Raw genomic sequence first — 13,870 nt, forward strand, 5'->3', positions numbered from 1 at the left:
GGCACCCACCGTGAAGCCGACCTGTCCCTGAAGCGTGTGAAAACCATGCTCAACGACAAAGGCTATCAGGAAGTGATCACTTACAGCTTTGTTGATCCTAAGCTGCAGCAGCTGATACACCCGGGCCAGGAGGCGCTGATCCTGCCAAGCCCGATCTCCAGCGAGATGTCCGCGATGCGTCTGTCCCTGTGGACCGGCCTGCTCGGCACTATCGTGTATAACCAGAATCGTCAGCAAAACCGCGTGCGAATTTTCGAAAGTGGATTGCGCTTTGTACCGGATACTCAGGCGAATTTAGGCATCCGTCAGGATCTCATGCTGGCGGGGGCTATCAGCGGTAATCGCTATGAAGAGCACTGGGATCTGGCAAAAGGTACGGTTGATTTCTACGATATGAAGGGCGATCTGGAAGCCATTCTCGATCTGACCGGTAAATTATCTGAAATTGAATTCCGTGCAGAAGCGAATCCAGCCCTGCATCCGGGCCAGAGCGCGGCGATTTATTTGGACGGTAAACGCGTTGGTTTCATTGGAGTTGTTCATCCGGAACTGGAGCGTAAGCTGGACCTGAATGGCCGTACCATCGTGTTCGAGCTGGAGTGGAACCCGGTTGCAGACCGCGTCATTCCTCAGGCGCAGGACGTATCACGCTTCCCGGCGAACCGCCGTGATATCGCGGTTGTCGTCGCTGAAAACGTGCCCGCAGCAGATATTTTGGCCGAATGTAAGAAAGTTGGCGTAAATCAGGTAGTTGGCGTAAACTTATTTGACGTGTACCGCGGCAAGGGCGTAGCAGAAGGTTTCAAGAGCCTCGCTATTAGCCTTATCCTTCAGGATACCAGCCGTACACTCGAAGAAGAGGAGATTGCCGCTACCGTTGCCAGATGTGTAGAGGCATTAAAAGAGCGATTCCAGGCATCATTGAGGGATTGAACCTATGGCGCTTACAAAAGCTGAAATGTCAGAATATCTGTTTGATAAGCTTGGGCTTAGCAAACGGGATGCCAAAGAGCTGGTAGAGCTGTTTTTCGAAGAGATCCGTCGTGCTCTGGAAAATGGTGAGCAGGTAAAACTCTCCGGTTTTGGCAATTTTGATTTGCGAGACAAAAACCAACGTCCGGGTCGCAACCCGAAGACGGGGGAAGATATTCCCATTACAGCCCGCCGCGTGGTGACCTTCAGACCCGGCCAGAAGTTAAAAAGCCGTGTCGAAAACGCAACGCCTAAAGCAGAGTAATATGAACTAACTAAAAAGGCCGCTATTGCGGCCTTTTTTCTTTGCGCTCTTCTGCAAACCCACCGTAAAATCAATTACATCTCACGTGACTAAAACCATACCTATGCTTGATTTTGCCCATCGCCAGCACCGTTCCGATCGACGTCGCCTGCTTCTGCTTGCGCTGCTGCTCATTGTGGCCGCTGTCGTTAGCCTGTGCGCGGGCGACAGGTGGCTGGGGCCGGAAAGCTGGTTGGGTCCGGATGGCCAGCTTTTTGTCTGGCAAATACGCCTGCCGCGCACGCTGGCGGTGATCCTGGTGGGGGCCGCGCTGGCGCTGTGCGGCACCATCATGCAGGCGCTGTTTGAAAATCCGCTGGCGGAGCCCGGGCTGCTTGGCGTGTCGAATGGGGCTGGCGTGGGGCTGATTGCGGCTGTCATGCTGGGGGGCGGGGCACTCTCAGCGTGGAGCATTAGCTTTAGCGCTATTCTCGGCGCCTTGCTGATAACCATCATTCTTCTGCGTTTTGCCAGACGGCATCTGTCGACCAGTCGGCTGCTGCTTGCCGGGGTGGCGCTGGGGATCATCTGCAGCGCGTTAATGACCTGGGCGGTCTATTTTTCAACGTCGTTCGATTTGCGCCAGCTAATGTACTGGATGATGGGCGGATTCGGCGGCGTCGACTGGCGGCAGGGCTGGCTGATGGCGCTGTTGATCCCGGTCATACTGTGGACCTCTTTTCAGGCACAGCCGCTGAATATTCTCGCGCTCGGCGAAACGTCGGCTCGCCAGCTCGGCATGCCGATTAGCTTCTGGCGCAATGCGCTGGTGATTGCCATTGGCTGGATGGTGGGGGTGAGCGTGGCGCTGGCGGGGGCGATTGGCTTTATCGGGCTGGTTATCCCACATATGTTGCGTCTGTGCGGTATTACCGACCATCGGACTTTACTTCCGGCCTCGGCGGTTGCCGGGGCGGCAACGCTGCTGGTGGCTGACATCATCGCCCGACTCGCCCTGAGCGCAGCCGAACTGCCGATTGGTGTAGTGACCGCTACGCTGGGCGCGCCGGTATTTATCTGGCTACTCTTAAAAGCTGGACGTTAAATCACTACCCGTAAGACAACCTGAGGGAATGCTATGCAGACTGATATTCTGAATACCGAAGTGACCACCATTGACGGCGAGAAAACCACGCTGGAAGGCTACAAGGGCAACGTGTTGCTCATCGTCAACGTGGCATCTAAATGTGGCCTGACGCCGCAGTACGAACAGCTGGAGAACATTCAGAAAGCCTGGGGGAAAGACGGTTTCACCGTACTGGGCTTCCCGTGCAACCAATTCCTGGGCCAGGAGCCGGGCAGCGAAGAGGAGATTAAAACCTTCTGCAGCACCACCTATGGCGTGACGTTCCCGCTATTCAGCAAGATCGACGTCAACGGTGAAGACCGCCACCCGCTCTACGCGAAGCTGGTGGCCGCAGCGCCGACCGCCGTGGCGCCAGAGGGCAGCGGTTTCTATGAACGTATGGCAAGCAAAGGGCGCGCGCCGCTCTATCCTGACGATATCCTGTGGAATTTTGAAAAATTCCTGATTGGTCGCGACGGCCAGGTTGTCCAGCGTTTCTCACCGGATATGACGCCTGAAGATCCGATCGTCATGGAATCTATCAAGCTGGCGCTGGCGAAATAATGACGTTGCTGATGCAGCTCACGGACGTCGCCGATAAGGGACGTCTGGAGCCGGTAACCGGTGCTATCAATGCCGGAGAAATCCTGCATCTTGTTGGGCCAAATGGGGCCGGTAAAAGCACGCTGCTGGCACGCATGGCGGGCTTGAACTCTGGTCCGGGCGAGATCGTGCTGCAGGGGCACGCCCTTGCCGACTGGTCACCGGTATCGCTGGCACATCGGCGTAGCTATTTAGTTCAGCAGCAGGTGCCACCGTTTGCGATGCCGGTCTGGCACTATCTGATGCTGCATCTGCATGATAAAAACAGCGCCACGCTGCTCTCGGATGTCGCGATGGGGTTAGGGTTAGACGATAAACTCACCCGTCACGCCAGCCAGCTCTCCGGTGGGGAGTGGCAGCGCGTGCGTCTGGCCGCGGTTATCCTGCAGATCCATCCGGCAGGAAATCCGCACGGACGCTTGCTGCTTCTGGACGAGCCGATGAGCGGTCTGGATGTCGCCCAGCAGGCGGCGCTGGATACCCTGCTAAGCGGGTTGTCCCGTCAGGGGATAGCCGTCGTCATGAGCAGTCACGATCTTAACCACACGCTGCGTCATGCCCACAGGGTCTGGCTGCTGTCGCGAGGCAAAATGATTGCCAGCGGCGCGCGTGACCAGGTTCTTACGCCTCCAAATCTTGCCCGCGCCTACAATATGTCGTTTCGCAGGCTGGACATAGAAGGGCATAAGATGCTGATTTCTACCGCGCAAGAGTAACCGTTTCTTGCCTGGTAGCCTACTTGCACGCTAAATTACAAAAAGAATAAAAAAACAGAGGATTCGTCTGGACATGCGATTCTGGTTTCTCTTTGTGGCAGCGCTCTTTCTTGCGGGATGCAGTAGCCATCGTGCGCCACCCCCTAACGCCCGGCTCTCGGATTCAATCACCGTGATTGCCAGCCTGAACGACCAGTTAAGCAACTGGCGCGGCACGCCTTATCGCTACGGCGGTATGAGTCGCGGCGGCGTGGACTGTTCTGGTTTTGTGCTAATGACCTTTCGCGATAAGTTTGATTTGCAGCTTCCGCGTGAAACGCGCAAGCAAGCTGAAATAGGCACGGAAATCAACAAAGATGAGTTACTGCCTGGCGACCTGGTCTTTTTCAAAACCGGTTCGGGTGAAAGCGGTCTCCATGTTGGCATTTACGATACGGATAACCAGTTTATTCATGCTTCGACCAGCCGTGGGGTGATGCGCTCTTCGCTCGATAATGTCTACTGGCGTAAAAATTTCTGGCAGGCGCGGCGTATTTAGTCGCACCTTGACGGCTTAACGCTGGCGGCAGGGTAACTATTAAACTATGCCGCTTTTAATCATATAAGATGATTAAAGTTAAATTTACGAAGAATTAGTTATGTCCAGATGTATCTGTTTTATCTAAAACTGGCTATTACACAGCAACCAGGATAAGATTAATTTAGATTCAGGGATAAATCTGAAAAATATTACGGAACTGATGAAATTAATCTTATTAAAATCAAGACAGTGGAATTGTGTCGTCAATTGCTCCAGGATGTCCTCTCTCATCTTTAATGCGGGGCGAGTGCAATGATTATTACGCTAGATAATGCCTACAAGTCTGAACTTTTGCTGCAGCCTGCGCGTAATAGCGCCGGGGAGCTTAAAGGTTTAGAGCTTGTGGTTAACTTTGCTGGCGTTGACACGGAAGTGAGGATCCCTACTGAACTGGTTATCCCGCGTCTTTCACCTGCAGAAGAGTTAGCGCTGTTTCAAGAGAAACTGCAATTGCTCGACACCTGTAAACTGTTCTTTATTCAGCACCAGTTAATTGCATGGATCAATATTACACCTGTAATAGTTGAGTTTTTATTAACGAATGGAAATGCTGTTCCATTACTTGAGCGCTATCCTTTTCTTGAGTTTACTGTTAATGAGAACTATCCAGGTTTAAATAATGGAAAAGATGATCTGAACCTGGCGAGAATGGCAATCCATTTTCCTTTAGTGCTGACAAACTTTGGCGCAGGTGCAGCATCTCTCAAAGCGGTTTATGACGGTTTGTTTAAGCGCGTAATACTGGACAAGGGTTTTATCCAGCAGCGGGCTGCAGCGCTTTCTTTTGAGCCCTTTATGCGCGCTATTCTCTGGCAAATCACCCCACACTGCCAGTCGGTTATGGTATCCGGGATTGACGATCACAGCCTGTTGCAGCGCGTGCTGACGTTTAATTTTGGCGCGATGCAGGGAAGTCTCTGGCCTGCCGTACCGGCAGAGCAGGTGACAACGCTCGTTCAATGATAACCCTTCTCTTCGCCCGTGTTTAAGACCCGCTAAACCCTCTACACTAAAAGCAGGAGGACCTATGACCCTGTCTTTTACTGCACACTGGCATGACGAGTTGCCTGGCTTTTATACCGCACTCAAACCTACACCGTTACACCATTCCCGTCTTATCTGGCATAACGCGCCGCTGGCTGACGAACTGGCGATCCCGCCTGACCTGTTCCAGCCTGCAGAAGGGGCTGGCGTCTGGGGTGGCGAAACGCTTTTGGCGGGCATGCAGCCACTGGCTCAGGTCTACAGCGGCCACCAGTTTGGCGTCTGGGCGGGGCAACTGGGTGACGGCCGGGGGATCCTGCTCGGTGAACAACAGCTTCCCAACGGGGAGACGGTTGACTGGCATCTGAAAGGTGCGGGTCTTACCCCCTATTCGCGAATGGGCGACGGGCGCGCGGTGCTGCGCTCAACGATCCGCGAAAGCCTGGCGTCGGAAGCCATGCATGCGCTGGGGATCCCTACCACGCGCGCGCTGTCCATTGTTACCAGCGACACGCCGGTTGCGCGTGAGACGATGGAGCAGGGGGCAATGCTGGTCCGCATCGCTGAAAGCCATCTGCGCTTTGGTCATTTTGAACACTTTTACTATCGCCGCGAGCCGGAAAAAGTCCGACAGCTTGCAGACTATGCCATTCGCCGCCACTGGCCACAGTTGCAGGGCGAAGCGGAAAAGTATGTTCTCTGGTTCCGCGATATCGTCTCCCGTACCGCCTCAATGATTGCACGTTGGCAGACCGTCGGGTTTGCACACGGGGTCATGAATACCGATAACATGTCCCTTCTGGGACTCACCTTCGATTACGGTCCGTATGGCTTCCTTGATGATTACCAGCCGGGTTACATCTGTAACCATTCGGACTATCAGGGACGCTACAGTTTTGATAATCAGCCTGCTGTAGGGTTGTGGAATCTACAACGCCTTGCGCAAAGCCTGTCGCCTTTTATTGACGTCGATGCCCTGAACGATGCGCTCGACGGCTATCAGGAGGTTCTGCTGCGGGAGTATGGTGCGCTGATGCGCAACAAGCTGGGCCTGCTGACCCAGGAGAAGGGCGATAACGAATTACTGAACACCTTGTTTGCGCTGATGGCGCGGGAAGGGAGTGACTACACCCGCACCTTCCGGATGCTGAGCCAGACGGAGCAGAACAGCGCGGCGTCACCGCTGCGTGACGAGTTTATCGACAGGCAGGCGTTTGACGACTGGTTCACGCTCTACCGCTCGCGGCTTCAGCAGGAGCAGGTGGATGATGCAACCCGCCAGGAGAAGATGAAGGCCGCGAACCCCGCAATGGTGTTGCGCAACTGGCTGGCGCAGCGGGCGATTGAGCAGGCAGAGCAGGGACAGTACGACGAGCTACACCGCCTGCATGTGGCGTTGCGCACGCCGTTTGCCGACCGGGACGATGACTACGTCAGCCGCCCGCCTGAGTGGGGTAAGCGGCTGGAAGTGAGCTGCTCAAGCTAGGGGGCGAGAAATACCTGCGGCGCGGCGTGAGCCGGATGTTGACCCACGTGCAGCTGTGCGCCATACCAGTGGGCCAGCGCATCGGCCTGCAGGACGGCCTCCGGTGTGCCTCCGGCGACCAGCCTGCCGTTATGCAACAACAGGATCCTGTCTGCCCACAGCGCCGCCAGATTGAGATCGTGCAGCACCACGCAGACGTGCAGATCCTTTTGACGGGTCAGCGATCTTAACAGCCGCAGCAGATACTGCTGATGGTAGAGATCCAGCGCGGAGGTGGGTTCATCCAGGAACAGCCAGCCGCGCGGAGCACCGTCGCACCAGAGCTGGGCCAGCGCGCGCGCAAGCTGGACACGCTGCTGTTCGCCACCGGAAAGCGCCGCAAATTGCCTTCCGGCAAGCGGTAAACATTCGGTGATCCGCATGATTTCCTGAATCACTGCCGCTTCAGGCGTGCGCGTCCACGGGGCGCGGCCCATGCCGACAACGGCCTCCACCGGCCAGTCAAATCCCAGTTGCGTGTTTTGTCGCATTACCGCCCGCTGGCGGGAAAGCGCGTCCGGACGCCATGCGCTGAGGGGTTTCCCCGCCAGAAGACAGTGCCCGCTGGCAGGCTTGAGATAACCCGTTAACAGCCGTAATAACGTCGATTTCCCGGCACCGTTCGGGCCAATTAACGCGATCAGTTCACCCTGCGACAATGACAGCGAAATGTCGTTGATTATCGTGCGTCGTCCCGCCTGAAAAACAATATTTTCAGCGCAATAGCGGTCAGCCATGTTGCCCTCCACGATGGAAAATAAGCCAGAGAAACCAGGGGGCGCCAAGAAGGCTGGTCAGTAAACCAACCGGCATTTCTGCTGGCGCGACCAGCGTTCGCGCGGCCGTATCCGCAACCAACAGCAGCGAAGCTCCGGCGAGGACCGAGCCGGGGATCGCGGCCCGGTGATCAGCGCCCAGCCACATACGCATCAGATGCGGTACCACCAGCCCCACAAAGCCGATCACGCCGCTGACCGCCACTGCGGCAGCAACCAGCAGGGCGCTGCACAGCAGCAGGATCCGCTGTACGACGGCGACATCCACACCCAGGTAGTGCGCTTCCTCATCACCGAGTTGCAGCACGTTGAGCGCGTTCGCCAGCCGCCAGATAACCAGAACGGTGGGCACCATCAGCGAGGTAACGGCCAGCAGTGTCGACCACTGTGCCTGACCGAGGCTGCCCATTCCCCAGAGCGAAAGCTGGCGAAGCTGCGCATCGTTACTCACCCAGGAGAGGACGCCGACCGCCGCGCCGCACAGGGCATTTATTGCAATGCCAACCAGTAACAGACGTGACAGGGAGCTGTTACGCTGTTGGCTGAGCAGGAAGATCGCAACGGTCGCTGCCAGCGCGCCGAGAAAGGCTGCCAGCATCGGGGCGTAGAGCATCACCAGGGCAGGTAACGAGAGCGGAAGAACGACCCACAGCGCGACCGCCAGCGCCGCGCCGCTGCTGATGCCGAGCAAACCCGGATCCGCCAGGGGATTGCGAAACAGTCCTTGCATCACACACCCCGCCAACGCCAGCGACCCGCCGATGACCAGCGCCAGCAGCACGCGAGGCAGGCGGATCGTCAGCCAGATTTGACGCAGCGCCTCGTCGCTGCCGTTCCACAGCAGGCTGACCGGCAGGCGCAACGCACCAAAGCCGGTGGCCGTGAACGTCAAAAGGGAGAGCAGGGCAGCCAGCAGCCACAGTGAAACCGTAACCCGTCGGGACATCAGGGGAGTTGCTCCGCTTTGGCGCGCAGCTGCTGGATCGCTTTCGGCGTTCGCACGCTAAAGCCCAGCAGCGCCATGTCATCAATCGCCAGCATCTGTCTGTTCCGCCCGGCTGGCGTTTGCGCCAGACCCGGCAGCGTCCACAGATTTTCTTCACCGCCCAGCGCCCGCACACCGTCCTGCGAAATCACCACCAGGTCGGGCTGGCTGGCAATCACGCCCTCCTGCGACAGCGGCTGATAGCGGGAAAATCCCTGCATAGCGTTCTGTAAACCTGCCGCACGGATGGCGGCATCCGCGCCGGTCTGCTGCCCGGCAGCCATGGCGGTCATCCCGCCGTGGTTAAGAATAAACAGCACCCGCTTGTTCAGCGACGACCCAGGCAGTGCGGCCAGCTCCGCACGCAGCGTTTTGCGCAGGATTTCTCCCTGCGCCTGCTGGTGCGTTGCTTCGGCGATCGTCCGGACTTTCTCGTCAATCACGCTCAGGGCGTTACTGGCGGGAACGGTGACCACCCTGACGCGGCTTTGCTCAACCTGCTTCAGTGCCAGAGAGGGCTGAGCCTGAGCGCTCGCCAGCACCAGCGTGGGACGCATGGACAAAATTCCCTCCGCATTAAGCTGGCGCAGATAACCCACGTCTGGCAGGTCGTTCGCCGCCTGCGGCCATTGGCTGGTGCTGTCGCGCGCGACCAGAGAAGACTCTGCGCCAAGGGCATAAACGATCTCCGTGACGTCGCCGCCGAGGGTGACAATTTTCTCCTGCGTGGCGGCAAACGCCACCAGAGGCAGGGCGCTCAGCAGGGCAAACCAGCTTTTCATGCGGCCATCCCTTTTGGCGTCAGGGCGTCAATCTGGCTGCGCCACTGGCTCTGCTCCGGCTCGCCTTCGGTACGCTGGCCATACAGCTGGGCGATTTGCGTACCGTCGGCGGCAAACAGTTCCAGGCTGGTGACGTGGCCATCTGCGGTCGGCTTGCGCGTTACCCAGCTCTCCGCGACGGCGTCTTCCAGCAGATGCAGCGTAAAGGCGGGGTTAAAGATATTCAGCCAGCCTTTCATCGGTACGACTTTTTCCACCGCGCCGGTGAAGATCTGCACGCAGCCGCGGTTGCCTACGAAGACCATGATTTCGTTACCGTCCTGACGTGCCGTTTCCAGCAACTGCCCCAGCGCGCTGTTCTCAACTTTGCAGGCGAGGTCGTCGCCCACCAGACGAAACGCCTGCTGACGGCTGAGGTTATGGCGCTTCAACAGGCTGAAGAACTGATGAACGTCGGTCATGGCGCGCCACTCTTTGTCCACACGCGCGCCATCCGCATTCTCAGCGTGAGCCGGGGCATCGGCGGCCTTCAGCTCAAGCGGCGGGTTATCGGCAAAGATAAAACGGGTCAACACGTCGCCCCAGGCAGAGACGTCGGTATTGTCCGTGGTATACACCTTCAGCAGGGCATCGCCCTGACGATCGAAAAACTGAATGCTCTGACGCTCACCGCGTGCGGTGGTTTCGCTGATGTGAAACACGCTCGCCCACTGGTTGAGGAACAGGCGCAGATCCAGCGCGCGCGGGTTCAGCACCAGCCCGGCGTGGCCGTTCAGGTGCTGGTTGGTAAAGCTCCCGACCTGCTCGTGCACGGCGTATTCGTTGCGGCAGATACACCGGGTTTCGCCCACGGCTTCCAGCGCGCCTAAAATCTCGCGGATTTCACCGTGCAGTCGCCAGGCGTCATGACCTACGCGGGCAAAGGTCAGCTCCGCTTCGCTGATGTTCATTAACCCTGCGATGTCGCGCGCGTATTTACCCGGATTGTCTTCTTTTAACTCAAGCCAGCGTGTGTAGTGATTCATTGTCTCTTCCTTCTCAATATGCGTTACCACTGATAACTCACGAAAATCTTACCGTTACGACCGTCCTGCGGGATCCCCTGCGGTGACCAGTACGCTTTGTCGAAGGCGTTGCCTAGCACCAGCGTGGTGGTCACGCCTTTGAGCTGTTCCTGACCTTTATAGCTGACGTAGAAATCATTGACCGCATAGCCCGGCTGTTTACTGTAGCTGCTGCTGATATGCGTTGAGCGATCGACAAAAGTACCGATCCAGCCGACGGAAAACCCGCTTTGCGCCACCGGGATATCCAGCTTGCTGGTGACGGTGTCCGGGTTAATGCTGGAGATATACTCGCCGGTGTTGGTGTCTTTGCCGCGCGTGCGGTTGTAGGCCACGTCGAGGTTGAACAGGTCGGCGGAGTATTTCGCCATTACGTCCCATCCCCAGATTTTGGCGTCGGGGACGTTATAGGACATGGTGGTCGCCGCGGCAAAATCGACGGTGGTAGAGATGTAGTCTTTGGCTTTGGTATCGAAATAGCTGGCCTTAAACTCCAGCGCATCGTTGGCAAGCATCAGATCGTCAAAGCGCAGACCAAAACCGAACTCCTGGGTTTTGTTGGTTTCCGGGCGCAGGTTCGGGTTGGGTACCCAGTAGTTGGTGTAGAAGCTGCCGATGGAGAAATGTTTCGCATCGTTATACATCTCGCCCATGGTCGGCGCGCGGAAGGCCTGCGCATAAGAGCCGAACAGCATCAGCCAGTCGGTTGGGCTGATGGTTAACCCGGCACGGGATGACCACTTATCGGCATCCACATCGTCGTAACCCTCGCTGCTGCCGCGATAATTGTCGTAGCGCGTACCGCCCAGCAGGGTCACGGGCAGATCGCGCAGGGTGATCTCATCCTGCAGCCAGCCGGAGCTGAAATCGATTTTGGCATTCGGGAAGCCGGTTGTCGCACCGCCCGGGCGTTGCTCCTGACGATAGTATTCGCCACCGTAGGTCAGGAGATGAGACGCGAAGGAGTCGCTGAACAGACGGGTGCGGTTTTCCACTTTACCGCCTTTGGTGGTCTGCTTGCGGAACTCGCCGGTGCCGTCGACGTTCTGGGCGTTAATGCGCGCTTCGGACCAGTAGACTTTTGCATCGGCGTTCAGCCAGTCGTTACCTTCCGGGGCAAGGTGGTAGCCAAGCTGCGCATCACGCTGGATGGTGGAGCGGTCGGTCATGGGGTTGCTGCTGTCGGACGCGTCGGTGGTTTGCGGGTTTTTCGGCTCCTGCGCGTCGTTGTTGTAGTAGCGCAGGGAGCCGCTCAGGGTTTGAGCCGGGTCGATTTTCCAGCTCCCTTTTGCCAGCATGTTATTAATGGATTCGTCGTTAGGCGCCGTTGCACCGTCACTCTGGCGAATATCACCGCGATCCCGGCTCGACCATGCCACCAGACCGTCCAGCGTCTCGGTACGGCCGTAGGCGCTGGCACCCATTCCGATGCTGTGATCGCCCGTCGCGCCCGTACCAAACACGCGGTAGCCGCTGTTCTTGCCCGGCTCGAGCAGATCGTTGGCGTCGGCGGTGTCATAGGAAATCACGCCACCCAATGCGCCGCTGCCGTACAGCAGAGCGGAAGGACCGCGCACCACTTCAATACGTTTGATCAGCGCCGGGTCGAGGAAGGTGCTGTTGAGGTGGCCGGTATCGGTTCCCTGACGTACGCCGTCGACCAGGACCAGCACGCCGCGACGGTCGTAACCGCGCAGGTTGACGTCCTGACCATTCGTGCGGCCGGTGCCGTCCAGCGTCAGGCCGGGTACCTTGCGCAGCAGGTCGGCGGCAGAGCTGGCGGTCTGGTTTTCCGGGGCGGTGGCGTCAATGACGCTAACCATCATCGGCGCCTCAAAGGCGCTGCGGGCGTTGCCGGTGGCGGTTACGGTGATGTCGTCTGTGGCAGCAAACGCAGCCCCCGGCAGGGTGCTGACAATCGCCAGCGCCAGAAGTGACGGACGTAAAGACGTGGAATGCAGGTGTGGCATAGCAACTCTCCATAAGAATTGAAAAGCGCTGGCTGCCTGGGGATAACCTGGGTGGCTGGCGAAATTATCGTGTTGTTTATTTAGTCAGGATCAGTTTTCCGGCATGGGTCTGGCGCAGAAGATAGTGCTGGCCGTCATGCTCGATAATGACCCGCCCCTCATCACCGAGCAGGGTTTTGCTGTCGATACGGCGATCAGTGGAGGTGGGGGAAGGCGCTGTGTGTGTTTTTATTGGCGTTGCCGCGCTGTTATCCGTACGTGACATAATGTTTATAAATAACAATCAATGTAACAATGATAATCATTATCAATAAACTGCAAATTCACGGCAAGCGTTTTTGTGAAAATTGTGTGACGGGATCAAATTTGGGGGGTGAGGTGCGGTCTGATGCCCTCTCCCACAGGGAGAGGGCACGGATCGTAGGTCGGGTAAGCGCAGCGCCACCCGACAATAACATCAGAAGCGAGAATCAACCGCAGCTGCCAGCTTCTCCAGCAGCAGCTCGCTGTCTTCCCAGCTCAGGCACGGGTCGGTGATCGACTGGCCGTAAACCATCTGCTGCCCGGTAACGATTTTCTGCGTGCCTTCTTTGAGGAAGCTTTCCGCCATAATGCCTGCCACGGCGGTGGAACCGCTGCGGATCTGCTGGCAGATCTCATCGCAGACATCCAGCTGGCGACGGTGCTGCTTCTGGCAGTTGCCGTGGCTGAAATCCACCACCAGGTGTTCCGGCAGGTCGAATTCGGCCAGCGTTTCGCAGGCTGCTGCGATATCTTGCGCATGATAATTCGGTTTTTTGCCGCCGCGCATAATGATATGCCCGTACGGATTACCGCTGGTCTGGTAGATGGTCATGTGACCGCTCTTATCCGGCGACAGGAACATATGGCTGGCACGCGAGGCGCGGATCGCGTCGACCGCAATTCGCGTGTTGCCATCGGTCCCGTTTTTAAAGCCGACCGGACAGGAGAGAGCAGAGGCCATCTCACGGTGGATCTGACTTTCGGTGGTCCGTGCGCCAATTGCGCCCCAGCTGATCAGATCGGCGATAAACTGCCCGGTCACCATATCGAGAAACTCGGTCGCCGTCGGAACGCCCAGCTCGTTGACCTGTAAAAGCAGCTTCCGCGCCAGCTCAATACCGTGGTTCACGCGATAGCTGCCGTTGAGGTCAGGATCGGAAATCAGTCCCTTCCAGCCCACCACGGTGCGCGGTTTTTCAAAGTAGGTGCGCATGACGATCTCAAGGCGATGCTTATACTTCTCACGCATCCCCTGAAGACGTTTTGCGTAGTCCATCGCGGCATCCAGGTCGTGAATGGAGCAGGGGCCAATCACCACCAGAAGGCGCTTGTCTTCGCCGTTCAGGATTTTTTCAATGCGGCGGCGGGACGCCGTTACATGTTCCGCAACGCCTGCGGAAACGGGGTGCCGCTGGGCCAGTTCAGCCGGAGTCACCAGGCTATCAATGCGCGCAGTGCGGAGTTCGTCGGTTTTGTTCATGGAATGTCTCAGAATTTTTGTGCTTCATCGGCAGACTAC

The 13,870-nt window shown here is 57.5% G+C and carries 15 protein-coding genes; 8 read left to right on the forward strand and 7 right to left on the reverse strand.

Features of this window, described 5'->3' with window-relative positions; genetic code table 11:
* The 8 genes from ENTMO_RS26540 to selO form a co-directional block, all read left to right on the forward strand.
* Positions 1-933: phenylalanine--tRNA ligase subunit beta (locus ENTMO_RS26540; protein WP_010430172.1), on the forward strand; the 933-nt coding region annotated here is incomplete at its 5' end.
* A 4-nt stretch (positions 934-937) separates the two neighbouring features.
* Positions 938-1,237, forward strand: a complete 300-nt coding sequence (ihfA, locus tag ENTMO_RS0110240) for an integration host factor subunit alpha (protein WP_003857805.1) — start codon at positions 938-940, stop codon at positions 1,235-1,237.
* A gap of 103 nt (positions 1,238-1,340) precedes the next feature.
* Positions 1,341-2,321 carry a vitamin B12 ABC transporter permease BtuC gene (gene btuC, locus ENTMO_RS0110245; RefSeq protein ID WP_010426088.1) on the forward strand — a complete coding sequence of 327 codons (981 nt, stop codon included), beginning with the start codon at positions 1,341-1,343 and terminating at the stop codon, positions 2,319-2,321.
* A gap of 33 nt (positions 2,322-2,354) precedes the next feature.
* The gene (locus ENTMO_RS0110250) at positions 2,355-2,906 is read left to right on the forward strand and encodes a glutathione peroxidase (RefSeq protein ID WP_010426075.1); all 552 of its coding nucleotides are present in this window, start codon (positions 2,355-2,357) and stop codon (positions 2,904-2,906) included.
* Positions 2,906-3,661, forward strand: coding sequence for a vitamin B12 ABC transporter ATP-binding protein BtuD (gene btuD, locus ENTMO_RS0110255; protein WP_010426074.1), 756 nt, complete (start codon positions 2,906-2,908; stop codon positions 3,659-3,661). Before ENTMO_RS0110250 ends, btuD begins: the two co-directional genes overlap by 1 nt.
* A gap of 73 nt (positions 3,662-3,734) precedes the next feature.
* Positions 3,735-4,199: an NlpC/P60 family protein gene (locus tag ENTMO_RS0110260; protein WP_010426073.1), complete on the forward strand. Its 465-nt coding sequence runs from the start codon at positions 3,735-3,737 to the stop codon at positions 4,197-4,199.
* A gap of 294 nt (positions 4,200-4,493) precedes the next feature.
* A complete protein-coding gene (locus ENTMO_RS0110265) occupies positions 4,494-5,204 on the forward strand; it encodes an EAL domain-containing protein (protein WP_010426072.1) in 711 nt (236 codons plus the stop codon).
* Positions 5,205-5,268: 64 nt separating this feature from the next.
* Entirely contained in the window at positions 5,269-6,711 is a 1,443-nt protein-coding gene (gene selO, locus ENTMO_RS0110270) for a protein adenylyltransferase SelO (protein WP_010430173.1), read from the forward strand.
* Here selO and ENTMO_RS0110275 read toward each other — a convergent pair.
* From ENTMO_RS0110275 to aroH, 7 genes are all read right to left on the reverse strand, one after another.
* Positions 6,708-7,487 (reverse strand): heme ABC transporter ATP-binding protein, encoded by a 780-nt coding sequence (locus ENTMO_RS0110275; protein WP_010426070.1) that lies wholly within the window; start codon positions 7,485-7,487, stop codon positions 6,708-6,710. The two genes, selO and ENTMO_RS0110275, sit on opposite strands and share 4 nt — an antisense overlap.
* On the reverse strand, positions 7,480-8,472 hold the full coding sequence (locus ENTMO_RS0110280) for a FecCD family ABC transporter permease (RefSeq protein WP_010426068.1): 993 nt from the start codon (positions 8,470-8,472) through the stop codon (positions 7,480-7,482). The genes ENTMO_RS0110275 and ENTMO_RS0110280 overlap by 8 nt, the downstream gene beginning before the upstream one ends.
* A complete protein-coding gene (locus ENTMO_RS0110285) occupies positions 8,472-9,293 on the reverse strand; it encodes a heme/hemin ABC transporter substrate-binding protein (protein WP_010426067.1) in 822 nt (273 codons plus the stop codon). Before ENTMO_RS0110285 ends, ENTMO_RS0110280 begins: the two co-directional genes overlap by 1 nt.
* The gene (chuS, locus tag ENTMO_RS0110290) at positions 9,290-10,318 is read right to left on the reverse strand and encodes a hematinate-forming heme oxygenase ChuS (RefSeq protein WP_010426066.1); all 1,029 of its coding nucleotides are present in this window, start codon (positions 10,316-10,318) and stop codon (positions 9,290-9,292) included. Before chuS ends, ENTMO_RS0110285 begins: the two co-directional genes overlap by 4 nt.
* A gap of 23 nt (positions 10,319-10,341) precedes the next feature.
* Positions 10,342-12,327, reverse strand: coding sequence for a TonB-dependent hemoglobin/transferrin/lactoferrin family receptor (locus tag ENTMO_RS0110295; RefSeq protein WP_010426064.1), 1,986 nt, complete (start codon positions 12,325-12,327; stop codon positions 10,342-10,344).
* 76 nt (positions 12,328-12,403) lie between these two features.
* Positions 12,404-12,592 (reverse strand): hemin uptake protein HemP, encoded by a 189-nt coding sequence (hemP, locus tag ENTMO_RS0110300; protein ID WP_010426061.1) that lies wholly within the window; start codon positions 12,590-12,592, stop codon positions 12,404-12,406.
* Positions 12,593-12,784: 192 nt separating this feature from the next.
* Positions 12,785-13,831, reverse strand: coding sequence for a 3-deoxy-7-phosphoheptulonate synthase AroH (aroH, locus tag ENTMO_RS0110305; protein ID WP_010430174.1), 1,047 nt, complete (start codon positions 13,829-13,831; stop codon positions 12,785-12,787).
* Between the last annotated feature and the right edge of the window lie 39 nt (positions 13,832-13,870).

The organism is Enterobacter mori LMG 25706, assembly GCF_000211415.1.
In the GTDB taxonomy this organism is placed as follows: domain Bacteria; phylum Pseudomonadota; class Gammaproteobacteria; order Enterobacterales; family Enterobacteriaceae; genus Enterobacter; species Enterobacter mori.

What these genes read in the sequence shown, in the direction of transcription:
- ihfA (WP_003857805.1), top strand. Translation starts at nt 938, where the DNA reads ATGGCGCTTACAAAAGCTGAAATGTCAGAATATCTGTTTGATAAGCTT.
- btuC (WP_010426088.1), top strand. Translation starts at nt 1,341, where the DNA reads ATGCTTGATTTTGCCCATCGCCAGCACCGTTCCGATCGACGTCGCCTG.
- ENTMO_RS0110250 (WP_010426075.1), top strand. Translation starts at nt 2,355, where the DNA reads ATGCAGACTGATATTCTGAATACCGAAGTGACCACCATTGACGGCGAG.
- btuD (WP_010426074.1), top strand. Translation starts at nt 2,906, where the DNA reads ATGACGTTGCTGATGCAGCTCACGGACGTCGCCGATAAGGGACGTCTG.
- ENTMO_RS0110260 (WP_010426073.1), top strand. Translation starts at nt 3,735, where the DNA reads ATGCGATTCTGGTTTCTCTTTGTGGCAGCGCTCTTTCTTGCGGGATGC.
- ENTMO_RS0110265 (WP_010426072.1), top strand. Translation starts at nt 4,494, where the DNA reads ATGATTATTACGCTAGATAATGCCTACAAGTCTGAACTTTTGCTGCAG.
- selO (WP_010430173.1), top strand. Translation starts at nt 5,269, where the DNA reads ATGACCCTGTCTTTTACTGCACACTGGCATGACGAGTTGCCTGGCTTT.
- ENTMO_RS0110275 (WP_010426070.1), bottom strand. Translation starts at nt 7,487, where the DNA reads ATGGCTGACCGCTATTGCGCTGAAAATATTGTTTTTCAGGCGGGACGA.
- ENTMO_RS0110280 (WP_010426068.1), bottom strand. Translation starts at nt 8,472, where the DNA reads ATGTCCCGACGGGTTACGGTTTCACTGTGGCTGCTGGCTGCCCTGCTC.
- ENTMO_RS0110285 (WP_010426067.1), bottom strand. Translation starts at nt 9,293, where the DNA reads ATGAAAAGCTGGTTTGCCCTGCTGAGCGCCCTGCCTCTGGTGGCGTTT.
- chuS (WP_010426066.1), bottom strand. Translation starts at nt 10,318, where the DNA reads ATGAATCACTACACACGCTGGCTTGAGTTAAAAGAAGACAATCCGGGT.
- ENTMO_RS0110295 (WP_010426064.1), bottom strand. Translation starts at nt 12,327, where the DNA reads ATGCCACACCTGCATTCCACGTCTTTACGTCCGTCACTTCTGGCGCTG.
- hemP (WP_010426061.1), bottom strand. Translation starts at nt 12,592, where the DNA reads ATGTCACGTACGGATAACAGCGCGGCAACGCCAATAAAAACACACACA.
- aroH (WP_010430174.1), bottom strand. Translation starts at nt 13,831, where the DNA reads ATGAACAAAACCGACGAACTCCGCACTGCGCGCATTGATAGCCTGGTG.